The following is a 24,939-nucleotide window of genomic DNA, read 5'->3' as shown; positions in this document are numbered from 1 at the left end:
AGGCGCGGGCTGCATGCGCATCATCCCCATCGCCAAGCCGCTCCTGGAGGCAGGCTTCCTCGAGTTCGTGGAGGACATGAAGGAAACGGGCCATCCTCGGCTGTTCCCGCTGCTCTCTGCTGGGGTGAACCGCACGACAGGGGAAACCAATGCGCGTTACAGCCAACAGTTCGTGGTGGACTTTGGGCGCTACCTGAAGAGCCTCGGCTTCCCCAAAGGCATCGGGTTCCATGCCTTCCGCCATACGCTGGCCACCGAGCTCGATGTCCAGGACGTTCCGGAGAAGGAGATTGCCCTGGTCACCGGCCACAGCACCGATCCCCGCGACCGGGTCCAGGTGCTGCGCAGGCACTACCTCCACAAGAAGCCCCAGGTGACGCGCAGCAAGCAGATCAACGCCTTGGAGCTCTATCAGCCCAACGTGGACTTGCCGCGCTACCAGCGGGGGCAGTTCGCCAATTGCTTCGCTGATCCGAACAAGTTCTACCCTTGAAGCCTGAACATGCTTAAGGACACAAGATGCGCAGCTCGCAGCGCTGCGCAGTGCATTGCCTCAAGCTGTCATCGACCAGTCTGAGCGGCGCTCCCGGCCACTACCGCCAAGTCAATCTCAAAACGTTCGTCGAACTGATCCCAAAGTTCGTCGTGCACCGTGTTACCAGGCCCTCTGATATGAGGTCCATGCCAAAGCACGGTAAGCACCCCGTGACGCTTTACTGCCTCAATTGCAGGCACAAAATCACTGTCCCCTGCGATCAGAATAGCTTTCTGAATCTGGCGAGTTGCTGCGAGCTCGACCATGTCTACTCCCAGGAGGATATCCACTCGCTTCTGCTGGAAGACGAAGTTTGGGGCAGCTCCACGACGCTCAAGCTTGCCCTGCCTTACTTGGAACCTAGGCAAGCGTGACAGCGCGTTGAAAAACTTCTCTTTTCCAGCAAACCGCTGAGCTTCATCTACTGTCGGATGAGAAGATTGGTAGGGCGGACAGTCGTAGTAATACGTACGTAGCAAATCAGACCCTTGCAGGACGTGCTGCACAAATTTGCTGTAGTCAAGCCTCGCGCCATCAAAATTGTTACTCAACAACTTCGACACGTAACCACCATCAATGAATACAGCACAACGATCCATGTTCACCCCAAAGTTGGATACAAAAATGGACGCCGAAGCGTCCATTCTTGATTTTTAACATTAAATCCGGACAGCGTTACCACCGCCGGCGAAGATTAATACCCGCTCATCCACTAGGAACGACGGGGGTGTATTCAAGCTGGGCATTCTAGCAAGTTGAAAAACGTTTTGCAACTCTTTCGCCCCTGCTATGCCACGCCAAAAATCTAACGCCGGAATGTTGAGGTGTCAACCCGTCTTACACTTTTTCACCTACAGGCCAAATGACGCCTGAGTAGCTCAAGTACGTCACTCTGCTGATCCAAAGGAAGCCTCGCTACAAGAAGGATGACTTCAGCGAGCACGTCCGAACCTGCATGAAAGTAAGCCGGCGGCACACCCAACGCGTTGCTCAAAGCAGCCAACGTCTCATGGTCGGGTTCCCGCTCCCCCCGCTCGTAGCGGGAGAGTCGTGACGAGGCAGCTTTCTCGTTCATCCCCAGCAGCGCTCCCAGTTCGACTTGCGACAAGCCCGCCACGCGCCTGGCCGCACGTAGGCGACGACCAAAGACGGAACTTGTGGGCAGAGATGCGGGCATGGAGATCTAACTAAGGGCTAACCCCCAAGTCTGCACCGAGTAGCATCCTAACGCACTTATCTGCCAATATGGCAGATAGAACCGCACCCATCAGAGGCCACATGGAACTTTCAGGACAAGGAGCGTTCGCCGCGCTCTTGGCGTTGACGCTCGTCTCGCCATTCACCACCCACGCCCAGGATGTTCCTGCGCAGAAGCCCGGCTTCTTCCGCCAGCTCGGCAAAGGCCTGGCAGACACCGGCAAGCAGATGGTCGGCATCCAGCCGAACGCCGGCACCAAGGCAGGGAGTCAGGGAGCTGGCTCAATTTACGAGCCTCTCAATGGCGCCGCAAAGCTGCCCAACCTCTTCAAAGGCGACACCCACCAGGCAGCCCAGCTCGGGAAGCTGGACTGGCCACGCGTGGCGCTGACCTTCACCGAATGGGGCGCCTCCCAGCCCTGCTGGACGGCAGAGGCCCGCATATGGACCAGTCCGACCGCCTCAAACGTCGAAACCTTCCGCACCTGCTTCGACGCCGCATTGACCGAGACCGACGACCTAGGCGAGACGGCGGAGCTCAACAGCGCGGCCCTGTGGAAAGGCCGGGACACCCTGACCGGCATTCGCGTGCTGCCCAGCAAGCCCAACACGGGCGCGCAGCGGTCGACCGGTCCTAACCCGCCGGCGCAACCGTTCGTGGTCAACGTGAGCCGTCCTGGGGTCGCTGATCGCGCTGTGGACGTGTCGCTGCGCATCGCTTGGGTCTCCGGGCTCATCCAGACCGCCGATCTGCACCCGGGTCCGTCGGGGCTGCTGACCCCGTTCAAGGACAGCCGCATGTGGATCGCAGGCTTCAAGCCCGACGGGAACCGCGACAAGTGAGGCAGCCGTGTTTCGCCTGTCCTCCCAATTACTCAACAAAGGAACAGAGATGAAAAACACACGGATTGGTCTAGTCGCGTTGACCATCGCCTTGGGCCTGACCGCCTGCGGCGGCAAGCCGTCAGCCGACAACGCCAAGGAAGCCTTTGTCCGGTTGCTGAAAGATAGCGGCGCCGGCCAGGTCACTGAGGTCCAAAATTTTGAGCTCTCCGGCTGCGTGGAAGCGGAGGATGCGGACGGCTATCGCTGCGACACCCGCGGCCAGGCCGTGCTCAACATCGAGGGCCGGCAGGTGCCGATTCCCGTGAGCAAGAACCTGCGCTACACCAAGAGCGACGGCGCTTGGAGGGCTTACGCCAAATGAAGACCCAATCGAATTCGATGGCTGGAACGTCGGTCGGTGCACTCGATGGGGACGGCGCGCTGTGTGCAGTCCCCAAGAAAGTCATGACTCCGCACAACCGCTTCTTCTGGTGGTTCTCGCTCAGCCTGCTCTTCCTGGGCCCATTCGGCTTCATCGTTGGGCCGCTCATGGCTCGGCGAGGTTTGCGAAAAGCAGAGCGCATCTATACTTTCGAGGCTCACATGGCCCGCCAACGCGATCGTGGCTTCAGCTGGTGGCAGTGGTGGGTCATGACGCCGCTGACCGTGATGGGGGCTTTTTGGGTTACCTCGGTGCTGAGCGGACTCCCAATGTTCCTGTATGTGATTTATGCCACGCTAGCTTCTTAGCTCAATCGCAGCGAGAAGAAACGGAGGCGCTGAAGTTGCCTCCGTTTCTAGCTAAGCGCCAGTCAATTGTGATCTTGAGCGCCGGTGACCAAATCGAAGAAACCAGCAGCCGAGGAATTCGGGTGCCGTGGAGCAGCACAGACCGCTGCAATAAACGCAGAAATATTGTCTGCGGGCAGCGTATTTAAGGTTGTAAAAACAGCAACGACTTCTCCAATCTGCTCCTGAACCAGGACGATTATGTCCTTATCTCCATCCCCCGCTAAAGGCTTAGCATTGTTGAGTGGAGCTTGGCTCGCCACGCGGACAAATCTCCACTCAAGCTCGCGAGCGGTGGTAGGGGGTTCAAACGATGCTTCATCAAATTGCTGGGAACCGAATCCGTGTAGCAACTTGCCGGGATACGCATTCACCGGTGTCACGACCCCTTCTCTGACCCGGGAAACAGGGGTGGCAGTAGGAAAGAATGCCTTTGCGATAGCCTCGAAGTTGCGGAAGCCGTTGTATCGAAGGTCGCGAGCTCCGCCTCCCGCATTGGGATCATCATTGGACACACCAACGAACTTTCTCCAGTCCCCAGCGGGAACCGTCTTAAAAAGAATACGCTCTGGGTTTCCGTAAATACCTGCCACTGCTGCCATAAGACCCTCCTGTTGGTCTGTAATGAACTCCCGCTAGGACATCCATAACCCACGGCGACCGACTATTTCAATAGTTCAGCTAGCTTGATCAGGCCCTGTCGCATCTCTTTAACCAAGCGTGGAAGGGCACGGCGCCCAGATATGCCACGCATCTCGATAGAGATGGCGACTATCAGCCCACAGCCAGATACGCGGACCTGCTCCAACACTTCCACGGTCCCCACGGGAAGCAATCTCGCAGAAGCGAGCCGCGGGTAAGCCAATATCACCGGCAATCCATCGCTTGCCATAGAAAATGCCATCGCCTCATAAATGTCCGACTCCGCCGCATGCATCCGGCCATGGTCAACGCGGCCTTTGTATTTCGCATCGACATGGAACCGGTAACCATCCAAAGAAATGGATGTATCTGGCCTCACATTCAGCCTGCCAGTTCTTCCTCCTGGATAAAGTCGCTTGCCTAAGACCAGGGGCTGCTCAGCCCGCACATTGGTCGGACCAAATGCGAGACGGGTAGTGATCGTGAGCAGGTCTTGCCAAAGTTGCCATGTCCCCACTATGAAGCCCGGCGCCCTTGCCTCTCCTTCGTTGAATCCCATGCCAAACCCGTTGACCACGTCAACAGAGAGATCCATCAATGCCTGCCAACGCCGTGAACGTCCGGGCACTGATTGCTGCACCAAGTGCCCATGGGGCAACCGAGGTTGGGCTCCCAAATGTGCCCTTACTCTTGATAGTTCTGCGCTGGACGTTGGATTTCGGACGTGTCGGCTAGCGATGCCTGCGGCAGCGCAAATCACAGCATTGTGTCGATTGGCCTTGCTGAAGCGGATCACTTCCTGCGGATAACCAAATGGACTAGGGACACGCAGGTCGAACGGGTCAACGTCACCGTCGAGGAAAAAATCGTGCTCGATGGTCCTTTTGTAGGATCTGATTGGGCGGTGGTGATGCTCCCAATACATCTCGGTGATCGCTCTAGCCAACAGCGAATCGAGATCGCTTTCTGCGGCAGTGTTCGCTCGAATACGATCGGAGGCTAGAATGTGTCCGTGTTTTGAGAGCATGGCTAAGAAAAAAAAGTCTTCGCGCCATCCAGCACCACCAGCGTGATCGCCCAAGAACTTGGGAGCAATCTCAAGCTCGCACGATCGCCCCAAGTGAAGGAGGCCTGCGACCTTGCTGGAAGACACGAGCGCGCCACTTACTTCAATCGGCGGCTTCTTGAGACTGACTTGGCGCGCGATCCGTGCGCCCGCATCGGAAATGTGGCGCGCTGTCTCAGCAGTCCCCTTACCCATCGACGCAGCAATGGAAGGAAGGAGATTTGCCGGCGCCCCATACTCAACGATGGAAAATCGAGCCATCTGGCCCTACAGCCCTGCAATACTTCGGAGGCCCGAATACAGAGCATCTCGCGTCCAGGTGCCATCTCCCTCCAGCGCGTATCGAAGCTCGGTGCCAAACATGTGCTCAACCAACTTCAATGGCGACCCGTCGAAGTCAAGGGACTCAGCCGCGTTCAAGGCAATCGCCATGCTACGGATGTCCCCATAGAAGACCTCAGCAACATGGGCTACAACCTTGTCCCAGCCCTTGGCCAGCAACGTCGTAGCTTCGTTGATCGAAAGCTCCGTTGACCAAGCTGGCATCAGAACGCCATGCCCAACCTGAAAATCCTTGCCGCGCCCTATGGATACCCTTTTGTTGACGGCTACCCACGCTCTGACGCTTGCCTCTGCAACATCGGTTGGTGCTTCTGGCACCTCAGGCAACACTCGGGCCTCACCGCCAACGATCTGGAAATGGGCGCGCAGAACCGCTTCGTTAGGTTCAAGCCTATATGGCTCGAACCGACGAAGAAACGCAATGTCCATCGGCTCCACTGAGCTGTCGGCTTGGTTCTGAACCGCAAGAATAAAGAGCCTGTCTGGAAGCGCATATTCTTCAATCAAACCAGACGACGGAACCATCACCTCGAAGAACTGCGTGAGTTCATGAGGTTTGCCGTCAGGAGTCAAGCGTTTGTCTGCTTCGATCGCCACCATGGCGCCACCAAAAACTTGCACAGCAGGGCCGCGGTTGATTTCATCAATGACGAGCAGGGAAGACTTGCCTTCCTGGCGCGCGTGCTGCGCGGCGCGGAAAAGTGTCCCCTCAACTATGGTGAACTGACCGGCTTTTCCTTCGCCTATGGCGGGAGCAAGCCCGGTGATGAAATCCCGATATTTAGAATTCTGGTGAAAAACCGTTCTGAAGACCTTCGCTTCTTCCGCATCCTGGATGGCCACATCATCATTGTGGCTCAACATCGGTTGCCCCTGTGACCCCAGGTTGCCATTCGCGAACGCGGCCGCAATCTCAGACAGAAGCCGCGTTTTTCCAACGCCCGGCGGACCTGACAACAGGACATTCTTCGAGGACGCCAGGAGCCTTAGGACTTCTTGAGCCTCTACAGAGGGGGAATCAAACATGGCAGTGCGTGCGTCCATTTTGAAGGTCAAAGAAGCCATAGGAAGCGCGGCGTTCAGACTTTTTACTGTCCAAACATCCCAGAATATTCTGCTTCACCGCTTCGCTCCATTTGTCTTTGCGAAGCGAGGTCTCAGTTGTGAAGCGCGGCCAGATGTTGCCGTCGTCGGTCTGAATCAGCAGCAGGAGCACACGGTCGCCCCCTGTTACGGCTGGGACCGATCCCTGAAAAACCCCATAGGTGTGAACGCGCGTAATGCGCCATTCGCCTTCCCGAGCGCTAGTCGGCGGCTCAATGTAAGCCGCTTCGGAGTGGGTTTGCTTAGTCCCGCCGCTTCCGGAGTTCCAGCAGAACTGACCCCTGTGACGGGTGATTGTGGTGGCGACGCTGTTCCTACGACGGCTCGCATGCTCTTGAACGGGAAACATGTCTAGGATGATTGCCTTTAGATCCTGATCTCCACGGAACCGCAGGTCTCGGGCACCTCCGCCTGTATCGGCGTCATGAGACTGAGCCGCAAACTTTCTGAGGTCACCCGGGAGGATTTCCTTCCACAAAACCCGGACGATTCCTGCCCGTTTACTTTGACTCGCTTTGCCCTGCTCCATAACTGTCCCCTTCCTCCGGCTCAAGACCTGAATGCTGAGCAGGCACAAAGGCGATCGCCCCGACCGCCTGCGCAGCAACCACTCGCCGTTGCCAAGGTTCCTTCCCGCCGGACAGGCCGGCGAGCACAGAATCCCAGGTGATAGTGGATCGCCCTTCTCTTTCCAAAGCGGGCTGCCCCCTATCCAACAACGGGAAATCGGAGGACATTAGATCAAGTTCTGCAAGGGTGACGCCATAGGCACGGGCCACCTCGACCTCAATTTTTACTCGCAGCTGCGCCGCTGTGCGGTCAGTCTCAGCCGTTCGGGGAGCCAGGTTAAGTGCATGGAGCTCTCGAGCTGCGGCCGCCAAACGCCTCCATGGGAGACCTTTTGGCTTGATGGGCGGGAGCGGGATACTCAGAAGAACAAAATAGTTGATAGTGGTGGTAAGAACCCTTCTGAGCATCCAATCGAAGGTCAAACTATTGACGATGGCCAACCAAACGAAAAGACGGTCTTCGTCAGGATCGTTAGGAAACAATACGGTAGGCACCTTGTTACCGCAGACAAATCCTGGCTCTACCAACGCAGCCATCATTGACCGTTCGTTGGTTTGGCCAGCGATATCGCAGAATCCGGCCCTCCGCAACTGAATCCGCTCCTGAGCTTTGGGCGGGCAATCCTTACGCGCAATGTGGAACTGCGGCACCACTTCCGCCCCACCCAAAGAGAGGCTCTCCCATACTGCAGAGCGCCCCGTGCCAGCCACATAAGCTTTCGCACCGAACCGGTGCTGCTGGATGTGACGGCCCTCTATCACGCCAACTCGTTCCTTGCCTTTTGAGCGCGCAAAGGACGACCTCTGAGAGGTCATATCGACCTCCCGGCAAAATTCGGCATACCAAAGAGACTGAGGGTCGTCCATCCGTTCCCCACACTCGGTCAGACGCTGGAACAACGCCCAACCGCTAGCGCTGTGGACCTCAGGCAAGCTCAGATCCGGGCGCACTGCACGAAGGGCCTTGCGGCCTATCCGGACTCGACTCAGCACTTCCGTCCCAAATTCGGTCCCTGATTCTCGGGTCAGCACTATTGGGTCCTTCGCTTGTGCACCTTCGTGCTGGATGAAATCCAGTGCCAAGAACTTGAATCTTGTATCAATGCCAAAAAACCGAGCACGGTTGTCGAAAACAGCAATTTCCAAACGCATCGCGCGGTCAAACAATGCTTCTCTCAGCGCTTGGGTGCCCTGGGAACGAATCAGGCCTCCTGGAACCAAAACACAAGCGCGGCCGCCGGGTTTCAGAAGGTTCAAGTAGAGCGCCATAAAGGCGGCGTAGAGATCTGGCTCTCCACGTAACAAAAGGGGAAATCTGCGTGCCAGGAATTCCGCATACGATCGAACTTGACCAGCTGAGGTCTCGAAGGCCTCGCGGTCCAAGTGCTCAACATCGGCACCGTAATGTCGACCAGCTCCCCGATCTAGGAGGAATTCGTGCTTGGTTAGCCGAACCTTCTCCCATGGTGGATTGGCCACGATTGCATCGAATCCCTGGCGCGCCATCGCCTCCCAGGCTGCTGCATCGACGGCTAAACTGTCGCCAACAAGCCATCGGCTGCGCATCTCAGTCACGGCACTCAGGTCATCAGTCAGTGCAGCAAGAGAAAGCGTGGCCCCGCGCAATGATGCTTCTGACAAGTCCATCGCATGCACGCCATTTCGCAGCCACTGGGCAGTCGCGCGGCGGTCATTGCCGCACACAGCCAGGGTCAGGGCCACAAGAAGGATGCCTGATCCCGATGCTGGATCCACCACTTTGCTTCGAACTGACAGGCTAGGCGCCATGTTCTTGGCCAGGCGCTGGGCCAGCCGAAAGTCGGTGTGGTAAGCGCCCGTTTTCCGCTGCTGCGCAACGGTGAGATCTTCTCTCGATAGCGCACTCAGCGCCAAGGCAGGCTCTATGCCCGTATTGCGGATGGCGGCTAGAACCTTGGCTGCCTCGTTGTCCAACACGTGAGCGGCGGCAATCAGCTTCCTTCCGAAAGCCTTCTGGAAATCCGACACGTTATGCGAACCAAGACGTGCCGCGACCGATTCCAAGAGCTGTAGTCTGGCCTCATCTTGGTTGCGCTCAAACGAAACCGCGAAAGCATGCACAAGCGCAGCCACTGCGCGCAGACGGCCTTGTTCAATAGTCGCCGGAGAGCTCATTTTCGCGCCGTTGCGTTTTTTCTTTTCTCAGAGCCCATCGATTTTGGCTCGACAATCACAAGATATTCGCTGACCTCGGACGCTTTTGCACTTGCCTTCTGGTTGGGACGATACCGTCCAATGTTCGCCAATGGCTCAACCGCCACGGCGCCCAGATCAGCAAGCCTTTCGGTTAGCTCGCCCAGATCCACATGGCCTTCATTACTGTATGAAAGAAGCACGCGCTGGGCTCTGATGCCCTCGATGAGAGCAACAAGTGCGCCCAGCGCTTTCCGTTTGTAGCAGAAGTCCGATGCTAGGTGCTGCCAAGGCCGGAGCCCTGCGACACCCTCAACTATCGGCGCATCACCATGGACGATCGTCTCTAACAGGTGATAGTAGGAGGCATATTGGCGTTTCGTGTATGGCGGGTCGAGGTAAACGGTGTCTTCTGGATAGACGTCGACGCTCATCACATCGCCCACGGAAACATCTACAGGCGTGCCGACCTCTGCGAGTTCCCGCGGCCTTAGAACAAATGCTCCTTGGCTTTGCGCGGTCCAACGGGACAAAAAGCACCCATAGGTCCCTGCAATGTTCGCGACGCGATTGGCAGCCGACATCATGTCCGCCAGCAGCAACCGCTCTTCGGCCGGCTTTAGTAGCCCTTCTTTGCTCCAATCGAAAATCTGCGAACGGCAACTATCGATGCGAGCCGCGTTGGCCTCTGTGAAGTAGCGGCGCTCTATCCGCGCCCTCGAATGCTGCAAGGAAGCAGGACTGTACTCACTCCAAACAAAGCCTAGGCGACCATCGAGTTCATTAAGCTTCTTTACCGCGCAAGCATATCCACCAAGCCCGGCGAACGGAACTTGATCCAGCGAGGTAAGCCGCGCTGCACTCATGATGGTCGCATAAGACAGATGGTCATTGAGCAAGACGGGCCACCCCAACCTAGAGGCAGAGGCCGCCACGGAGCCCATCCCGCAAAACGCGTCAACGAATCGGCCGCGACCAGAGTATCTACCAATGTGCGGTGCCAAGCCCTCAACCAAACGAGTCTTCGAACCGATGTATCGCAGGGTCACAGAAGATCTCCAGAAGGCCCGAGTGATGCGCTAGCAATTTGAACAGGTGATTACTCCAACCTAATGGAATTAGCAGTGCAGTCAAGAGCCCCATGTGAGCCGCTCATTGTAACAGCCGCGCTGTCTCACCCATGGCGACGCAGACTCGCAAATTGGAGAGCTTTCATCTTGCCCAGTCTGGGTAGAGGCACGCATCCAAAGCACCGCCGGAGCGCCTGAGTTGAACTCAACGCACAGCGGACTAGCCCGGGGCTAGTCGGACCCGCTACAATGGCGGAACACAAGGCAGGACACCTTCCTGGTTTGCGTGGCTGTAGGAGAGTCAGGAAGTTGCATCGGGATCAGTACCTCCCCCTCTCTCCGCCAGTTTCATGATGTCTGCGCTGCGCGCTTGTGCACGTTGCCGACATCCAGGGCCACGCCGGTGGCCCACGTCTTATGGTGGCCCCGTCGGTCCCTCGCGACGCTAGATCGAAAATCCCGCCAGGGCCGGAAGGCAGCAACGGTATCGATTGATGCGGGCGCCGAGGTCAACCGGCGGGGACACCACCCCCCTTCAGGTCTAATGCCGCAGCGACAGCTGGCGCTGCGCGCGTCACGCTGCCGGCACTGCGCCGCTGTCGATCCGGCCGGTGCGTTTCTGCGGCCGACGGCCCGTCGCTGAACGATCAAGAGTGCGCGGCGTGGCACAATATCGGTTCAACGTTCGCTGGTTTCCCGATGTCCTATCTCGTTCTCGCCCGTAAGTGGCGCCCGAAGCGTTTTGCCGAACTCGTTGGCCAGGAACACGTGGTCCGCGCGCTCAGCAATGCGCTCGACAGTGGCCGCGTGCACCACGCGTTCCTGTTCACCGGCACCCGCGGCGTGGGCAAGACCACCATCGCGCGCATCTTCGCCAAATCGCTGAACTGCGAGACCGGCACCAGTGCCGATCCGTGCGGCACGTGCCCGGCCTGTCTGGACATCGATGCCGGGCGTTATATCGACCTGCTGGAGATCGACGCCGCGTCCAACACCGGCGTGGACGATGTGCGCGAAGTGATTGAAAACGCGCAGTACATGCCCTCACGCGGCAAGTTCAAGGTCTACCTGATCGACGAAGTGCACATGCTCTCCAAGGCAGCGTTCAATGCGCTGCTGAAGACGCTGGAAGAGCCGCCGGAGCACGTGAAATTCCTGCTGGCCACCACCGACCCGCAAAAGCTGCCGGTGACGGTGCTGTCGCGCTGCCTGCAGTTCAACCTCAAGCGGCTGGACGAAGACCAGATCCAGGGCCAGATGACCCGCATCCTGGCGGCCGAGCAGATCGAGTCGGACCCGTCGGCGATCGTGCAGTTGTCCAAGGCGGCCGATGGCTCGCTGCGCGACGGGCTGTCCTTGCTCGACCAGGCCATCGCCTATGCCGGCGGTGCGCTGCGCGAAGACGTGGTGCGCACCATGCTGGGCACGGTCGACCGCACCCAGGTCGGTGCGATGCTGCAGGCGCTGTCCGATGGGGACGGCGCGCAGTTGTTAAAGGTGGTTGCCGCGTTGGCGGAATTCTCGCCCGACTGGAGCGGCGTGCTGGAGGCGCTGGCGGAGGCCTTGCATCGCATCCAGGTGCAGCAGCTGGTGCCGTCGGTGGCGTTCGTGGGCGATGGCATCGACCCGACCGGCTTTGCCGCGCAGCTGCGGCCGGAAGTGGTGCAGCTCTGGTACCAGATGGCGCTTAACGGGCGCCGCGATCTGTACCTGGCGCCGAGTCCGCGCGCCGGGTTTGAAATGGCCGTGCTGCGCATGCTCGCGTTCCGGCCGGCTGCCGCGGTGCCGGCCGGCAGCGGCGACGATGGACGTGGCGCCAGCGCTGGCAGCAACACGCGTGGAACGGCCACCGGCGTGCAGGCGGCGCCTGCGGCCGCCGCACCTGCACCGGCGGCGACATCGGCCAAGGCGGCCGACGTCAGCCCAGCCCCCGTGGTGTCCGCGCCCCCTGTCGCTGCCGCGCCATCGCCGGTGGTGGTGTTGCCCACGCCTGCGGCCGAACCTGCGCCGTCAGCGCCGCCTGCGCGCACGGATGACACACCGCCGTGGGCGGTGGACGACGCACCGGTGCGTGCACAGGCTGCACCGCAAGGTGTCACTGCCGAGGTGCCTGCTGCTGTGCCGTTAATGGCGCCGGAAGCGGCCATGGCGCCGCCTGCGACCGTGGCCGACGACGCGGCGCCTGCTGCCATGGATGCGGAGGTGCATGTTGCTCCGCCGTCTGCGCCCGCGCCGGTGACACCGCCGGCCGCTGCGTTCGACGATGGACACATCGCCGATGCCGAGCAATGGCTGGAGCTGGTCACGCGCAGTGGCTTGAACGGCCCCTCGCGCCAGCTCGCTGCCAATGCGGCCTTCATCGGCCATCGCGACGGCGTGCTGCGCCTGGCGCTGGCGCCGGGCTTTGAATATCTCAACTCCGAACGTTCAATCGCCAATCTTGCGCAGGCGCTGGCGCCAGAGTTGGGCAACACGCCGCGCATCGTGATCGAGACCGGCAGCGCCGATGTCGAGACCCTGCACGAGCGCGCCAATCGCCTGAAAGGCGAGCGCCAGAGTGCGGCCGAAACCGCCTTCATGAATGACCCGAATGTGCAGCAGCTGATTCAGCAGCAGGGCGCGCGGGTCGTTCCCGATTCCATCCGCCCTTACGACGAGTAACCCCGCATGCGTGGAAATATTGCCCAACTGATGCAGCAGGCGCAGAAGATGCAGGAAAACCTGCAGCGCGCCCAGGAAGAACTGGCCAAGCTGGAAGTCACCGGCAGCGCCGGCGGCGGCATGGTCAGCGTGACGCTCACCGGTGCCAAGGAATGCCGCAAGGTGCGCATCGACCCGAGCATCCTCTCCGACCAGGAGATGGCCGAGGACCTGATCGCCGCCGCCTTCAACGATGCCTCCAACAAGATCGATGCCGAGTCCAAGGAGCGCATGGGCTCGGCCACGGCCGGCATGCAGTTGCCGCCCGGCATGAAGCTGCCGTTCTGAGAGGCTGGGAATCGGGAGTAGGGAGTCGGGAATCGTGAAGCAACGTGCACCTTTGCTTTTGCGATTCCCCAATCCCCATTCCCGATTCCCGAGCACATGTCCTCCCTTCTAGAACAACTGATCGAAGCCTTCCGGGTGCTGCCCGGTGTGGGTCAGAAGTCGGCGCAGCGCATGGCGTACCACGTGCTCGAGCGTGAGCGCGAGGGTGGCCGGCGGCTGGCGGCGGCGTTGGCCAATGCGGTGGAGAAGGTGGGCCATTGCGTGCAATGCCGCGACTTCACCGAGTCGGAGGTGTGCGCGATCTGCGCCAATTCCGCCCGTGATCGGCAGCAGCTGTGTGTGGTGGAATCGCCCGCCGATCGCCTGGCGATCGAGCACGCCACCGGCTACCGCGGGGTGTATTTCATCCTGCAGGGGCGTTTGTCGCCGCTGGATGGTATCGGCCCGCGTGAGTTGGGCCTGGACCGCCTGGCCGAGCGTTTGGCAGCGGGCGAGGTCACCGAAATGATCATCGCCACCAACGCTACCGTCGAGGGCGAGGCCACCGCGCATTACCTGGCGCAACTGGCCCGCCAACACAGCGTGCGCCCCAGCCGGCTCGCACAAGGCATGCCGCTGGGCGGCGAGCTGGAGTACGTGGATCGCGGCACGTTGTCGCATGCCTTCGGCACGCGTAGTGAGGTGCTTTAAGCGCTGGGAATCGTGAGTCGTGAATGGGGAATCGGAGAAGCAAAGTCCGAAGCCCGCGCGGTAAGCTCTTGCGATTCCCCAATCCCGATTCTCGATTCCCCTCCTATGACCGACACCATTTTCGGCAAGATCATTCGTCGCGAAATTCCCGCCACCATCGTCTATGAAGACGACGAGGTGCTGGGATTCGAGGACATCGCACCGCAAGCGCCGGTGCATGTGCTCTTCATTCCCAAGGTGCATGCGATCCCGACCCTGGACGATGTACGGCCGGAGCAGGCGCTGCTGGTCGGCAAGTTGGCGCTGGCGGCCGCGGCATATGCGCGCGAACAAGGCCTGGCGCAGGATGGTTACCGCATTGTCATGAACTGCCGCGAGCATGCTGGGCAGACGGTGTTCCATATCCATCTGCATCTGCTGGCCGGTGCGCCGCTGGGGCGTTTCGGTACGCCGTGATCGGATATGGTTAGGCTCAGAGGATCCTGCTGCATCGGACGCCACACACAAAAGCGCCGCTCCCTGTGAGCGGCGTTTTTGTGTCATCTCAGCAGTGGCTGGTTACCACCAACCGCGGCCCCAACCGCCGCCCCAGCGCGGGCCCCACGGACCCCACGGGTCGCCCCAGGGGCCGTACGGGTAGGCCGGCACCACATCGACCTCGCGCACCTGCGGCCACAGGTAGACCACATCGGCGGCCACCTTGGGCAGCTTGTAGTCGTACTCGCCGATCTTGGTGGTTTCGTAGCCTTCGATCTTGCCGATGAAGGTCACTTCGCGACCTGGCTCGAACACCGCCGGGTCGTAGAAGCCCGCGCGGCAGGCGAGGAAGCGGCCATCGCTGGCATCCACCGCATTACGGTCCGGGCGGCCGCTGGCGTTGAGCGGGCGCGAGATCAGCTCGAAGCAGGTCTGGCCCTGGGCCGGTTTGGTCTGGATGATCTTGCCGCCCCAGCGCACCGAGGTGCCGACCTGTGCACTGGCGGTCGAGTCGCTCGGGCTGACCGTGGGGAACTGGCCTTGCAACGGCTTGGGCGCCGTGGCACAGGCAGCGAGCCCGAGGACAGCGATGACTGGAAGAAGAAAACGGGTACTCATGAGGAAGCTCCGGTTCGCGGGCGATGCTGCTGCAGATCTTTGATGAGAGAGGCGCTGTCCGAATCAGCGCCAGCGTAGCGCGCCGCAGCGAAACGTTGGCTGAGTGCCAACAGTGTCGTGTGGGGATCGTGCTGTGCCACACGTTGCGCCCAGGTGGTGGCCGGTTCGTGCGGTTCGCGGGCCAGGCCGAGCTTGCGGTAACGGCGCCCGAGCCGGTGCCAGGCGCGCAGCAGCGGGTCGCGTTCGCGTTCGCCGCGCGCCAGCAGCCACCCCATCCAGGCCAGTGCGCTGACCGCGAATACGCCGAAAATGGCCGCGAGCTGGTTGGTGTCCAGGCGGTCGATGCCGAACGGTTGCAGCAGCCGCTGCTGGCGGTCGGCATCGAAGGACAGCACCAGCTCGTTCCAGCCGCGACGCAACCAGTCGCTGACCTCGCCCAGCCTGTCCCAGGTGCCCAGCTGGCCGCCACCGCCGCCACCTGCCTGCAGGCGATCCTCCAGCGTGTCGTAGATGCGTTCCGGTGCCACGGCGGCGGTGGGATCCACGCGCACCCAGCCACGGCCGGCCAGCCACACCTCGCTCCACGCATGCGCGTCCATGCGCCGCACGACCCAGTAATTGCCCAGCCCGTTGTAGGTGCCGCCGGCATAGCCGGTGACCACGCGCGCAGGGATGCCGGCCGCGCGCATCAGCACCACAAACGACGAGCTGAAGTGTTCGCAGAAACCGGCCTTCTGCTGGAACAGAAACTCATCGACGCTGTTGCGCCCGAGCAGCGGGGTGTCGAGCGTGTAGGCGAATTCGCGCGTGATCCATTGCAGCGCGCGTTGCACCACTGCGGCATCGTCACGACCCGCTTCGGCACGCCACTGGCGGGCCAGGGCGATGGTGCGTGGATTGAAGCCGGGTGGCAGCGCCAATGCGCGTGCGCGCAGCGGCGCCGGTAGATCGGTGTCGAAGCGTGCCGGCGGCGCGGACTGCAGGTCCCAGCGGGTGAGGGCACTCAACGGACGCTGCGCAAACAATTCGTAATCGGGCGACAGTTCGGCGTTCGCGACGCCTTGCACCGGCAGATCCAGCGCAACCAGCTGGCGGCGGTCAGTGGGCTCGTAGTCCAGGCGGTAGCGATACGTTGCCGGCCCGGCGGCGAAGGCGGCCGGTTGCGCGCGGCCGGTCCAGCGCGCGCGCTGCCAGGTGCGGCCATCGAAATCCCACATCACCGGGCCGCGCCAGTACCGCTGCTCCGGTGGCGGCGCCATGCCGGTGAATTGCACACGCAGGGCGGGGCTGTCATCGGCCATCAGGTCGATCCACTCACCCGGCGACATGTTGTCCGACAGGCCGGGCCGCGACAGCGCCCGCTCGGGTACGCCCCACAGCGGCGAGCTCAAACGTGGCAGCAGCCAGAACGTGGCCAGGGCCAGCGGCACGCCAATGGCCACCAGCTTGCCGATGCTGCGCAATTGCAGGCGCAGCCCTGGGGTGCCGGTGCGGTGTTCGTCGTCGGCCAGGCGCTGCATGCACAGCAGCGCACTCAGCACCGCGAGCAACGCCAGGCCCATGGTGGCCGGGCCCTGGTCCAGCAGGAATGCGGCAAACGGTGCGAACAACGCAAAACCGAGCAGGCTGCGCGCATCGCGCAGGGTGCGTAATTCGGAGGCCTTGATCGCCAGCATCGCCGCCAGCACCGCGCAGCCGGTGTCGCGCCCGAAGCGCATGCCGATCTGCCAGTACACCGCCGCCAGCATTGCGATGACCAACAGCAACCGGACCGGTGCCATCAGGCTGCCGCGCCAGCTCATCATGCCGACCAGCAGCGCGGCGACGGCGATGGTGCCGGCGAGCAGGCCGGGCAACTGCAGCAGCAGCGGCGCCAGCGCCAGCCAGGTGGTGGCCAGTACCCAGCCGCGGCTGGCCTGGGTGATCGGGTCGGTAGGCTCAGTCATGCGGTAGCAACGCCAACGCGCGCAGGCACAGATGATGGTGCGACGGGCCCTGCGCAGGACCGAGCGGCGGCTGGCTTGGCAGCAGCAGCCGGTAGCGGCGGCCATCGCGTTCGGCAAGGTTGACCCAGCGCGTCAGCCGCGCGATGCGGCGTTCGTAGGGCAGGGCGCTGAGGCTGCGCCAGTCGAGGGTCACTTCCACGCCCAGCGGCTGCTCGTATTCGCGTACCAGCAGCGCATCGCGGCGCGCCGAGTGCTTCCACGAGATCGTGCGAGGTGCGTCGCCGGCCCGGTACGGACGCAGTTGGTGCAGCTCCTCGCCTTGCGCATGCAGACGGGTCTGATTGGGCGAGCCGGCGCCATCGGGCAGCGCCGGGCCGTGCGCTTCCGGGGCCGGGTAGGCCAGCAGCGGTGTTTCCGGCCAGACCCACGACCACGCGCGCACCAGCCCCAGCGGTTGGGTGCTGGACAGCCGAATGCGCTCGATGTCCTGCCAGCCGCGACGCACGGTGGGCACCAGCAGATCCACGTCCGCGTTGTCGTAGTCGGTGAGCGAGCAAAAACCGCTGTGCTCCAGATGATCCAGGCGCAATCCGCGGCGGGCGCGGGTGTCACGGCGGGCCAATGACACCCGCATGCGCAGCGGCTCGCCGGCCACCACCGGTTCGGCGGAGACCGCTTCGATCCGCAGTGCCGACAATTGCAGGTGCGCCACAATGCTGCTGGCAATGCCGGCAGTGGCCAGCAGCAGCGCCAGCAACAACGCCGGGTTGTTGTTGTAGTTCAGCGCGCCGAGCAGCATGGCCATCAGCAAGGCCGCCAGAAACAGGCCAAACCGCGTGGGCAGCACATAGATCCGGCGCCGATCCAGCACGATCGGCACAGCTTCCGGCCCGCGCGGACGGGCCAGCAGGCTGAGCCGTCGGCCCATGCCACGCAGGTGCGCACGCACGTGCTCAGTCCACCGGCACGCTGTGCAGCAACGCCTTGGCCAGCGCCGGCCCGGACGATGATTCGGCTTCCGGCACCAGGCGGTGCCCGGCGACCGCCACGAACAACGCCTGCACGTCTTCCGGAAGCACATGCTCGCGCCCCAGCAGCAGGGCGTAGGCCTTGGCTGCGCGCAACAGCGCAATCCCCGCACGCGGCGACAGGCCCACGCGCACGCCGGCGTGCTGACGGCTACGCAGCAGCAGCGCCTGCACATAGGTGATCAAGGCGTCGCTGGTATGGATGTGGTTGACCCCCGCGCGCAGCGCCACGACATCGGCATCGCTCAACTGCGGTGCGGCCTGGGCGATCAACTCGCGGCGATCCACCCCCGACAGCAGCGCCCGTTCGGCATCGGCACTGGGGTAGCCCAGGCTGAGCCGCAGCAGGAAGCGGTCCAGTTGCGAATCCGGTAGCGGGAAGGTGCCCGACAGATCGACCGGGTTTTGCGTGGCGATCACGAAGAACGGCTCCGGCAGCGCATGTGTCACCCCGTCCAGGGTGACTTGCTGCTCGGCCATCGCTTCCAGTAGCGAGCTCTGCGTGCGCGGCGGCGCGCGGTTGATCTCGTCGGCCAGCAGCACGTTGGTGAACACCGGGCCGGGATGAAACTGGAACTGCCGCGAGGCCGCGTCGTAGACCGACACGCCCAGCACATCGGCCGGCAATAGGTCGGAGGTGAACTGCACGCGCTGAAACCCCAGGCCCAGGCTGGACGCCATGGCGTGGGCGAGGGTGGTCTTGCCCAGGCCGGGCAGGTCCTCGATCAACAGATGTCCCCCGGACAGCAGTGCCACGAACGCCAGGCGCACTTCCTGCGCCTTGCCCAGCAACAGCGAATTGACCTGGTCCTGTGCGCGCCGCAGCGATTGGCGCAGCGCATCGGTTAGCATTTCCGTGGAACGCAGCGGTGTCGACATCACAAATCCGTAGGTGGAAGAAGAGTGCACAGGGCAATGCCAGGGGACCAACGCGCACATCGCACCTTCGTGATCCTGTGGACACTGGCGACGGCCGTCAAGCTATTGATTGCCGCGCGTCTGCCGCTGTTCGTGGACGAGGCGTTTTACTGGCAGGAAGGCCAGCATCTGGCGGCGGCGTACTCGGATCTGCCGGGCATGACCGCGTGGCTGACGCGCCTGAGCGTGGAACTTGGCGGGCACCATTTACTGGCGCTGCGGTTGCCGTTTCTGGCCATCGCTGCGCTGCTGCCGTGGCTGGTTGCGCACATCGCCACGCGCTGGTTCGGCTCCACGCTGGGCTGGCAGGCCGGCAGCCTGACCTTGCTGATGCCGCTGTCGGCCACGCTCGGCATCCTGGCGGTGCCCGACGTGCCCATGGCATTGGCAGCGCTGCTGTGCATGGATGCGGGCGCGCGGCTGTTGCGCGAGGTCGATGCCACCAGCGCGCTGGAGCTCGCCATCGGCCTGGTCATTGGTGCACTGAGCCACTACCGCTTTGTCGGTGTGATCGGAGTGGGCTGCATTGCCTTGCTGTGCATTCCGCAGGGGCGTGCGGTCTTGCGCGACCCACGCATCTGGATGGCGCTGACGGTAGGCGCCATGAGCTGGCTGCCGCTGCTGTTCTGGAACACCGACCATGACGAGGCGGGCCTGCGCTTTCAGCTGGTAGACCGGCATCCGTGGACGTTCCAGATCACCGGGCTGTGGTTTTTGCTGATCCAGGCCGCGCTGGTGACGCCATTGCTGGCTTGGGCGATGGTCAAGGTCAGCCTGGCCGGCACCCGTGCCGGGAGTGGCGGCTCGCGTGCGCAGTGGCGCTACTTCGGCCTGCTGGGCGGCATTTCCACGCTGGCGATCTTCGTGCTGGGGTTCTTCAGCGATGCCGAGCGGATCAGCTTCCACTGGCCGTTGCCGGGCTATCTCGCCCTGCTGGTCGCCGCGCCGGTGATCCTGATGCGCTGGCCGCGCCCGCTGCGGCGTGCCACCTGGCTGATCGCGCTGCTCGGCATGCTGGGCGCCTACAGCTATTACCTGGCGGTGTCGGTGCCGGCGATCCGCGCGCAAGCGGCGGGCGAAAAATACTACCCGCGCAATTTTGCCGGCTGGAAAGACCTGGCGCGCGCGGTCAAGACCGAACTGACGCAGCTGCCGCCCGGCACCCGCGTGCTGGCGGAAAACTTCAAGGTAGGCGCCGAGCTCGGCTTCCAATTGCACGATGCACAGATCGAAGTGCTGCAGGCTGATCTGAACGACAAGCATGGCCGCTCGGCGCAACTGGCCCAGTGGGGGCTGCTCAGCCAAGGCGAGCGCAGCGGCCCGCGCCTGCTGGTGCTCTCGCCCAGCGATCAGCGCTACCGCGACCTGCTCACGCGCTACCACGCCATCTGCGCCATGGTCGGGCCACTGCCGCCGCCCAAGGTGGTCTCCACTGACCACGGCTATCAGCGCTTCCTGCTGTTCGCGCTGCCGGCGCAACGCCAGCCCGGCCCCTGCATCGCGCCTGCGATGGCGTGGATCGATGCGCCGCTGCCGGGCGTTGCCGCCACGGCCACCATCCAGGTGCGTGGCTGGGCCTTCAAGGACGGCGTGGGTCTGTCGCGCGTCGAGCTGCTGGTCGATGGTCGCCCCGCTGGACGCGCCGACTACGGCGCCACCCTGGACGTGCGCCCGTACTGGAAAATCTCTACCGACCCGCAACATCCCCGCGTCGGCTTCACTGCCACGTTGGACACGCGCGCGCTGACGCCCGGCACGCATTGGTTGGGCTTGCGCCTGCACGGCCACGACGGCAGCGTCGAGGACTGGTGGGAGCAACCATTCACCATTCCCGCCCCCTGACCGGATACTGGCCTACGTGATGAGTACCGATTGTCCCGACACCTTCGCCGGGATCCGCATCGCTGTGCTGGTGCCCTGCCGCAACGAGGCCGCCACCATTGCCGCAGTGGTCGGTGATTTTGCCGCGGCATTGCCGCAGGCGGCCATCCATGTGCTGGACAACAACTCCAGCGATGCCACCGCGGCGATCGCCACAGCGGCCGGCGCGCAGGTGCTTGGCGCTGCAGGGCAAGGGCAATGTGGTGCGCCGCGGTTTCGCCGATGTGGACGCCGACATCTATGTGTTGGTTGATGGCGACGCGACGTATGACGCGGCTGCCGCGCCAGCGCTGGTGCGCAAGTTACTCAGCGAGCAACTGGACATGGTGGTTGGCGCGCGGCGCGATCAACAGCAGGCCGCGTACCGGCCCGGACATCGGCTGGGCAATGTGCTGCTGACACGCTGCGCAGGCCTGCTGTTCGGCCACAGTTTCGAAGACATGTTGTCGGGTTACCGGGTGTCTCGCGCCGCTACGTCAAATCCTCTGCCGCGCATGCGCATGGGTTCGAAGCCGAAACCGAACTGGCGGTGCACGCGTTGCAATTGCGCATGCCGGTCGCCGAAGTCGACACCGCCTACGGTGTGCGGCCGGAGGGTTCGCAGAGCAAGTTGAATACCTGGCGCGACGGGTGGCGGATCCTTACCACCATCGTGAAGTTGTTCAAGGCCGAGCGTCCGCTGCTGTTCTTCTCGATCGGCTTCCTGCTCAGCGCCGCGCTGTCGATCGTGCTGGCCGTGCCGTTGTTGCAGACCTATCTGGAAACAGGCCTGGTGCCGCGCTTTCCAACCGCGATCCTGTGCGTAGCCCTGATGCTGCTCGGCTTCCTGTTGCTGGCGTGCGGGCTGATTCTGGACACGGTGACCCGTGGTCTCGTCGAGGCCAAGCATCTGGCCTATCTCGCCGAACCGAGCGTGGCAGCGCTTACATCCAGACATGCGCAGGAGCGGACGTGATGCGGGCGAGTGCAGCGACAGCGAAAGCGACGCGCCGCCAACGCCTGCTCGCCTGGGCGGATCGTCGCTTCGGTTTCCATTCCCCGCGGCATAGTGCCGCCGCCGTACTTGCCATCGTGCTGCTCGGTGCACTGGTGTCGCTCGGCCTCGGCCAGGACGCCAACTGGGACTTGCGCAACTATCACTTGTATATCGGCGATGCCTGGCTGCACGGGCGACTGACGACCGACCTCGCGCCGGCGCAGATGCAAAGCTATTTCAGCCCGCTGCTGGATGCGATGCATGCCGCCTTGATGTTGCACCTTCCCGCGCCACTGGTTGGCGTGCTGCTCGGTGCACTGCATGCGCTGGTGTTCGTGCCGGTGGCCGCGGTTGCCTGGCGGGTGCTTTCGGCGCATCCGCGGCGTGCGCAATGGACACCGCTGCTGGTGGCCGCAGGATCGAGCAGCGCCGTGTTTCTGTCCGAACTCGGCGGCACCATGGGCGATACCTCCACGGCCTTGCCCGTGTTGGGCGCCCTGGCGCTGGTTCTGCAGGCACAGGCACGTGCGCGGCAGGGCAAAACCGCCCTCCATCTATGGCGTGCAGGCGCGTTGCTGGGTCTGGCGGTCGCGCTCAGGTTGACCAATGCGCTCTACGCCCTCGCGCTGGTGCCGGCGCTGATGTGCGATGGCGCGCGCCTGCGGGCACGGCTGCTGGCGCTGGGCATCGTGATCGTCGTCGCGGGCGGTGTGTTCGTGCTGGTGGCCGGGCCGTGGTACTGGCAGGTCTGGCAGCACCTGGGCAACCCGTTGTTCCCGCAGTTCAACGGGCTATTCAAATCCCCATTGGCTGCGCCGGTGTCGATCGCCGACACGCGCTGGCTGCCGCGCAATCTCGGCGAACACCTGCTCTGGCCGCTGCTGTTTACGTTGAAGCCGCAACGCATCGGCGACCTGGGATTGGTGCAGTCACTGTGGGCCTTGCTGTATGCATTGGTACTGATCGTGGCGGCGCGCGCTGTGCTGCGTTGCCGGGTTGCCGGGGTTGGGCTGGACCGCTCGGCCACTGTGGTGCTGGTGTTCGTGGCCACGGCCTATGTGTTGTGGCAGGCCATCTTCAGCATCCACCGCTATCTGGTCGTGCTGGAATTGCTGGCGCCGGTGGTGCTGTGGATCTGTTGCCGGCATGCGTTTGCGCAACGTGCCGATCACAAGGCTGCGTGGTTGATCGGGCTGTGCGCGCTGGTGGCGGTGGCCGGCTGGAAGGATTGGGGGTACGAGCCCTGGGCGCGCGCGGCGTTTGAGGTCACGCAACCGCAGATCATCGATCCGGCACGGGCAACGGTCTTGCTGGTCGGCGATGAGCCGCAGTCATGGCGCGTCACCCTATTGCCGCAGCAGGCCCGTTACATCGGGGTCGCAACCAACATCAGCGAGACCGATGCGTATCGGGCGCGCGTGCGCACCCTGGTGGCCGAACGCCCGCAGGTTTACGCGATGCTCGGTGCGGCGCGCGACAAACAGCAGATGCGAGTGGATCGCATGAATCGCTGGGCGCAGCAGTTCGGGTGGGATGCGCAGTCGGACTGCGCACGCCTGCGTTGGCTGATCGCCCGGGGTCTGCGCGCCGAGCTGGCTGCTTCCACGCCCGGCCGCTGCCTGTTGGTCGTGCCCAAGGCCAGGGAGCTGGATATCGCGGCGGCCGATCGGGCCATTCGCGACGCGGCGCAGCAGCGCCTGGTTGCGTACGGGCTGACGCTGGATCCGGCGCAGTGCCGCACGTTGCTCTCACGCATTGGGCAAACCGTCTATCCGTATCAGTTTTGCACGCTGCGCCGGGCGGGCTGAGGCAGCTTCAAGGCAGCGAAAATCCCGCCTGCCGCAGCAACCGCGCCACTGCGATCAGCGGCAGGCCGACCAGGGCGGTAGGGTCGTTGCTGCGGATTGCGTCGAACAAGGTGATGCCCAGGCCCTCGCATTTGAAGCTGCCGGCACAATCCAGCGCCGGTTCGGCAGCCAGGTAATGTTCGATCTCCTGCGGCTGCAGGATCCGCACCTGGACGTCGGTAAGGTCCAGCGCGTGCGCGGCAAACCCGTCAGGGCCGATCAGGCTGACGGCGGTCTGGAAGCGCACCGTGCGGCCGGACATGCGCGTGAGCTGGGCGCGCGCCTGCTCCAGCGTGCCCGGCTTGCCAAGTGCCTCGCCGTCCAGGTCGGCGACCTGGTCTGAGCCGATCACCCAGGCGTCCGGGAAGCGCACCGCCACGGCGCGCGCCTTCTCGCTGGCCAGCCGGGTCGCAAGCGCCTGCGGCGTTTCGCCGGGCAGGGCGTGCTCGTCCACCTCGGGGCGGGCCGTGTCGAAGTCCAGGTGCAAGCGGCCGAGCAGCTCGCGGCGGTAGGCAGACGTGGAGGCCAGGAGCAGGCGTGGCATCATGGGCGCACCGCGAGGGAGGGCAAGGGAGTCTGCCGGCCCGGGCGCCGGGCCACAATCCCAGCGGCGGCAGATTTGACATGGCCCCGGCGGGTCTTTAACATTCTGCGGCTTATGTCCGCGAACGTGCCCGAAATGCTGGATGCTTGGCGGATGGTCGCAGCGCGCAGGCGCTTCGACGGCCGCATCCCGCTATCTGCGATGACCCGTCTTCAGGGAAGCCTGGTTGATACCGAGGGCGAATGTGTCTATTCGCTTCAGTTCGATCAGGATGATCTGTTGAAGGTCGCCTATGTCGAACTCAGCATCGATGTCGCGCTGCCGCTGGAATGCCAGCGCAGCCTGCAGCGTTTTCTGTATCCGGTGCAGATCAGGCAGCGACTCGGCTTGATCCGCGACGAGGCTGATGAGGCCGCGTTGCCGCCCGACTACGAAGCCTTGCTGGTGCCAGACGACGGCATGCTGCGGGCAGTGGACCTGGTGGAGGACGAGCTGGTGCTGGCGGTTCCCGTGGTGCCGATGGCGCCGGGGAGCGAGGCAGTCGAGGCCGAGTGGGTTCCGACGCAGGAAGAGCAAGACAAGGCCAGTCCGTTCGCGGCGCTGGCGGCGTTGAAGAAACAGTAACCGCCGCTGTTAAGGGCGGAAACACAGGTCGGCGCGGGCGTACAGTCCTGTTCGACTCAACAGAAAAGTTATCGAACTTAAGTTTGGAGCA

23 protein-coding genes, 1 other RNA gene and 2 pseudogenes are annotated in these 24,939 nt (G+C 62.9%); 13 read left to right on the top strand and 13 right to left on the bottom strand.

Annotated features, from left to right (window positions below; all coding sequences use genetic code 11):
• Window positions 1–493 (top strand): annotated as a pseudogene (locus ACD584_RS18770) (integrase); the annotation flags it as partial.
• Window positions 494–561: 68 nt separating this feature from the next.
• On the opposite strand, the gene ACD584_RS18765 reads toward ACD584_RS18770, so the two are convergent.
• Together ACD584_RS18765 and ACD584_RS18760 are read right to left on the bottom strand one after the other, a co-directional pair.
• Window positions 562–1,179, bottom strand: a complete 618-nt coding sequence (locus ACD584_RS18765) for an NYN domain-containing protein (RefSeq protein WP_116923830.1) — start codon at window positions 1,177–1,179, stop codon at window positions 562–564.
• Window positions 1,180–1,382: 203 nt separating this feature from the next.
• Window positions 1,383–1,712 carry a helix-turn-helix domain-containing protein gene (locus tag ACD584_RS18760; RefSeq protein WP_076036277.1) on the bottom strand — a complete coding sequence of 110 codons (330 nt, stop codon included), beginning with the start codon at window positions 1,710–1,712 and terminating at the stop codon, window positions 1,383–1,385.
• Window positions 1,713–1,813: 101 nt separating this feature from the next.
• Here ACD584_RS18760 and ACD584_RS18755 point away from each other — a divergent pair, with 101 nt between their 5' ends.
• From ACD584_RS18755 to ACD584_RS18745, 3 genes are read left to right on the top strand one after another with little or no spacing between them, the layout of a single operon-like run.
• A complete protein-coding gene (locus tag ACD584_RS18755) occupies window positions 1,814–2,575 on the top strand; it encodes a hypothetical protein (protein ID WP_175611563.1) in 762 nt (253 codons plus the stop codon).
• 49 nt (window positions 2,576–2,624) lie between these two features.
• Entirely contained in the window at window positions 2,625–2,939 is a 315-nt protein-coding gene (locus ACD584_RS18750; protein ID WP_076036275.1) for a hypothetical protein, read from the top strand.
• Window positions 2,936–3,307, top strand: a complete 372-nt coding sequence (locus tag ACD584_RS18745) for a hypothetical protein (RefSeq protein ID WP_175611562.1) — start codon at window positions 2,936–2,938, stop codon at window positions 3,305–3,307. Before ACD584_RS18750 ends, ACD584_RS18745 begins: the two co-directional genes overlap by 4 nt.
• 62 nt (window positions 3,308–3,369) lie before the next feature.
• On the opposite strand, the gene ACD584_RS18740 is transcribed toward ACD584_RS18745, so the two are convergent.
• The 6 genes from ACD584_RS18740 to ACD584_RS18715 all read right to left on the bottom strand — a co-directional run bounded on the left by ACD584_RS18740 (window position 3,370) and on the right by ACD584_RS18715 (window position 10,290).
• Window positions 3,370–3,948, bottom strand: a complete 579-nt coding sequence (locus tag ACD584_RS18740; protein WP_139328370.1) for a hypothetical protein — start codon at window positions 3,946–3,948, stop codon at window positions 3,370–3,372.
• A gap of 62 nt (window positions 3,949–4,010) precedes the next feature.
• Window positions 4,011–5,315, bottom strand: coding sequence for a hypothetical protein (locus tag ACD584_RS18735; protein ID WP_372357322.1), 1,305 nt, complete (start codon window positions 5,313–5,315; stop codon window positions 4,011–4,013).
• Window positions 5,316–5,321: 6 nt separating this feature from the next.
• Window positions 5,322–6,422, bottom strand: a complete 1,101-nt coding sequence (locus ACD584_RS18730) for an AAA family ATPase (protein WP_076037770.1) — start codon at window positions 6,420–6,422, stop codon at window positions 5,322–5,324.
• On the bottom strand, window positions 6,415–6,612 hold the full coding sequence (locus tag ACD584_RS18725) for a hypothetical protein (RefSeq protein WP_139328369.1): 198 nt from the start codon (window positions 6,610–6,612) through the stop codon (window positions 6,415–6,417). The genes ACD584_RS18730 and ACD584_RS18725 overlap by 8 nt, the downstream gene beginning before the upstream one ends.
• 388 nt (window positions 6,613–7,000) lie before the next feature.
• Window positions 7,001–9,169: an Eco57I restriction-modification methylase domain-containing protein gene (locus ACD584_RS18720; RefSeq protein ID WP_217694203.1), complete on the bottom strand. Its 2,169-nt coding sequence runs from the start codon at window positions 9,167–9,169 to the stop codon at window positions 7,001–7,003.
• A 50-nt stretch (window positions 9,170–9,219) separates the two neighbouring features.
• On the bottom strand, window positions 9,220–10,290 hold the full coding sequence (locus ACD584_RS18715) for a DNA adenine methylase (RefSeq protein ID WP_076036270.1): 1,071 nt from the start codon (window positions 10,288–10,290) through the stop codon (window positions 9,220–9,222).
• A gap of 447 nt (window positions 10,291–10,737) precedes the next feature.
• Between ACD584_RS18715 and ffs the strand changes: the two genes are divergently transcribed.
• From ffs to ACD584_RS18690, 5 genes are all read left to right on the top strand, one after another.
• Window positions 10,738–10,834: signal recognition particle sRNA small type (gene ffs / locus ACD584_RS18710), an RNA gene on the top strand.
• Window positions 10,835–11,010: 176 nt separating this feature from the next.
• Entirely contained in the window at window positions 11,011–12,972 is a 1,962-nt protein-coding gene (gene dnaX, locus ACD584_RS18705) for a DNA polymerase III subunit gamma/tau (RefSeq protein ID WP_076036269.1), read from the top strand.
• A 6-nt stretch (window positions 12,973–12,978) separates the two neighbouring features.
• Window positions 12,979–13,299, top strand: coding sequence for a YbaB/EbfC family nucleoid-associated protein (locus ACD584_RS18700; RefSeq protein WP_011036205.1), 321 nt, complete (start codon window positions 12,979–12,981; stop codon window positions 13,297–13,299).
• Between the two features lie 96 nt (window positions 13,300–13,395).
• Window positions 13,396–13,989, top strand: coding sequence for a recombination mediator RecR (gene recR, locus ACD584_RS18695; RefSeq protein WP_076036268.1), 594 nt, complete (start codon window positions 13,396–13,398; stop codon window positions 13,987–13,989).
• Window positions 13,990–14,094: 105 nt separating this feature from the next.
• On the top strand, window positions 14,095–14,445 hold the full coding sequence (locus ACD584_RS18690) for a histidine triad nucleotide-binding protein (RefSeq protein WP_076036267.1): 351 nt from the start codon (window positions 14,095–14,097) through the stop codon (window positions 14,443–14,445).
• Window positions 14,446–14,547: 102 nt separating this feature from the next.
• Here the strand turns inward: ACD584_RS18690 and ACD584_RS18685 are convergent, their stop codons facing one another.
• From ACD584_RS18685 to ACD584_RS18670, 4 genes are read right to left on the bottom strand one after another with little or no spacing between them, the layout of a single operon-like run.
• A complete protein-coding gene (locus ACD584_RS18685; RefSeq protein WP_011036208.1) occupies window positions 14,548–15,084 on the bottom strand; it encodes a Slp family lipoprotein in 537 nt (178 codons plus the stop codon).
• Window positions 15,081–17,030 carry a DUF3488 and transglutaminase-like domain-containing protein gene (locus tag ACD584_RS18680; RefSeq protein ID WP_076036266.1) on the bottom strand — a complete coding sequence of 650 codons (1,950 nt, stop codon included), beginning with the start codon at window positions 17,028–17,030 and terminating at the stop codon, window positions 15,081–15,083. The genes ACD584_RS18685 and ACD584_RS18680 overlap by 4 nt, the downstream gene beginning before the upstream one ends.
• Window positions 17,023–17,979, bottom strand: coding sequence for a DUF58 domain-containing protein (locus ACD584_RS18675; RefSeq protein ID WP_076036265.1), 957 nt, complete (start codon window positions 17,977–17,979; stop codon window positions 17,023–17,025). Before ACD584_RS18675 ends, ACD584_RS18680 begins: the two co-directional genes overlap by 8 nt.
• 4 nt (window positions 17,980–17,983) lie before the next feature.
• Window positions 17,984–18,937: a MoxR family ATPase gene (locus tag ACD584_RS18670; protein WP_014506886.1), complete on the bottom strand. Its 954-nt coding sequence runs from the start codon at window positions 18,935–18,937 to the stop codon at window positions 17,984–17,986.
• Between the two features lie 36 nt (window positions 18,938–18,973).
• On the opposite strand from ACD584_RS18670, the gene ACD584_RS18665 reads away from it, so the two are divergent.
• The 3 genes and pseudogenes from ACD584_RS18665 (at window position 18,974) to ACD584_RS18655 (ending at window position 23,641) form a co-directional block, all read left to right on the top strand.
• Complete coding sequence (locus ACD584_RS18665; protein ID WP_175611561.1) at window positions 18,974–20,818, top strand: glycosyltransferase family 39 protein; 1,845 nt, start codon at window positions 18,974–18,976, stop codon at window positions 20,816–20,818.
• A 19-nt stretch (window positions 20,819–20,837) separates the two neighbouring features.
• A pseudogene (locus ACD584_RS18660) lies at window positions 20,838–21,812 on the top strand (glycosyltransferase).
• Window positions 21,812–23,641 carry a hypothetical protein gene (locus ACD584_RS18655; RefSeq protein ID WP_228438048.1) on the top strand — a complete coding sequence of 610 codons (1,830 nt, stop codon included), beginning with the start codon at window positions 21,812–21,814 and terminating at the stop codon, window positions 23,639–23,641. The pseudogene ACD584_RS18660 and the gene ACD584_RS18655 overlap by 1 nt, the downstream one beginning before the upstream one ends.
• 7 nt (window positions 23,642–23,648) lie before the next feature.
• Here the strand turns inward: ACD584_RS18655 and ACD584_RS18650 are convergent, their stop codons facing one another.
• A complete protein-coding gene (locus ACD584_RS18650; RefSeq protein ID WP_076036262.1) occupies window positions 23,649–24,227 on the bottom strand; it encodes a nucleoside triphosphate pyrophosphatase in 579 nt (192 codons plus the stop codon).
• 111 nt (window positions 24,228–24,338) lie between these two features.
• On the opposite strand from ACD584_RS18650, the gene ACD584_RS18645 reads away from it, so the two are divergent.
• Window positions 24,339–24,848, top strand: coding sequence for a YceD family protein (locus ACD584_RS18645; protein ID WP_011036217.1), 510 nt, complete (start codon window positions 24,339–24,341; stop codon window positions 24,846–24,848).
• Window positions 24,849–24,939 lie beyond the last annotated feature (91 nt).

The sequence above is a fragment of the Xanthomonas sp. NCPPB 2922 genome (genome assembly GCF_041520885.1).
GTDB lineage: Bacteria > Pseudomonadota > Gammaproteobacteria > Xanthomonadales > Xanthomonadaceae > Xanthomonas > Xanthomonas campestris.
Note: the sequence above shows the minus strand (reverse complement) of the source record. Positions and strands in the feature narration are given on the sequence as shown.

Bases quoted from the DNA above. Each gene is read 5' to 3' on its own strand.
- ACD584_RS18765 (WP_116923830.1), bottom strand. From the start codon at position 1,179: ATGGACGCTTCGGCGTCCATTTTTGTATCCAACTTTGGGGTGAACATG.
- ACD584_RS18760 (WP_076036277.1), bottom strand. From the start codon at position 1,712: ATGCCCGCATCTCTGCCCACAAGTTCCGTCTTTGGTCGTCGCCTACGT.
- ACD584_RS18755 (WP_175611563.1), top strand. From the start codon at position 1,814: ATGGAACTTTCAGGACAAGGAGCGTTCGCCGCGCTCTTGGCGTTGACG.
- ACD584_RS18750 (WP_076036275.1), top strand. From the start codon at position 2,625: ATGAAAAACACACGGATTGGTCTAGTCGCGTTGACCATCGCCTTGGGC.
- ACD584_RS18745 (WP_175611562.1), top strand. From the start codon at position 2,936: ATGAAGACCCAATCGAATTCGATGGCTGGAACGTCGGTCGGTGCACTC.
- ACD584_RS18740 (WP_139328370.1), bottom strand. From the start codon at position 3,948: ATGGCAGCAGTGGCAGGTATTTACGGAAACCCAGAGCGTATTCTTTTT.
- ACD584_RS18735 (WP_372357322.1), bottom strand. From the start codon at position 5,315: ATGGCTCGATTTTCCATCGTTGAGTATGGGGCGCCGGCAAATCTCCTT.
- ACD584_RS18730 (WP_076037770.1), bottom strand. From the start codon at position 6,422: ATGTTTGATTCCCCCTCTGTAGAGGCTCAAGAAGTCCTAAGGCTCCTG.
- dnaX (WP_076036269.1), top strand. From the start codon at position 11,011: ATGTCCTATCTCGTTCTCGCCCGTAAGTGGCGCCCGAAGCGTTTTGCC.
- ACD584_RS18700 (WP_011036205.1), top strand. From the start codon at position 12,979: ATGCGTGGAAATATTGCCCAACTGATGCAGCAGGCGCAGAAGATGCAG.
- recR (WP_076036268.1), top strand. From the start codon at position 13,396: ATGTCCTCCCTTCTAGAACAACTGATCGAAGCCTTCCGGGTGCTGCCC.
- ACD584_RS18690 (WP_076036267.1), top strand. From the start codon at position 14,095: ATGACCGACACCATTTTCGGCAAGATCATTCGTCGCGAAATTCCCGCC.
- ACD584_RS18685 (WP_011036208.1), bottom strand. From the start codon at position 15,084: ATGAGTACCCGTTTTCTTCTTCCAGTCATCGCTGTCCTCGGGCTCGCT.
- ACD584_RS18680 (WP_076036266.1), bottom strand. From the start codon at position 17,030: ATGACTGAGCCTACCGACCCGATCACCCAGGCCAGCCGCGGCTGGGTA.
- ACD584_RS18670 (WP_014506886.1), bottom strand. From the start codon at position 18,937: ATGTCGACACCGCTGCGTTCCACGGAAATGCTAACCGATGCGCTGCGC.
- ACD584_RS18665 (WP_175611561.1), top strand. From the start codon at position 18,974: ATGCCAGGGGACCAACGCGCACATCGCACCTTCGTGATCCTGTGGACA.
- ACD584_RS18655 (WP_228438048.1), top strand. From the start codon at position 21,812: ATGCGGGCGAGTGCAGCGACAGCGAAAGCGACGCGCCGCCAACGCCTG.
- ACD584_RS18650 (WP_076036262.1), bottom strand. From the start codon at position 24,227: ATGATGCCACGCCTGCTCCTGGCCTCCACGTCTGCCTACCGCCGCGAG.
- ACD584_RS18645 (WP_011036217.1), top strand. From the start codon at position 24,339: ATGTCCGCGAACGTGCCCGAAATGCTGGATGCTTGGCGGATGGTCGCA.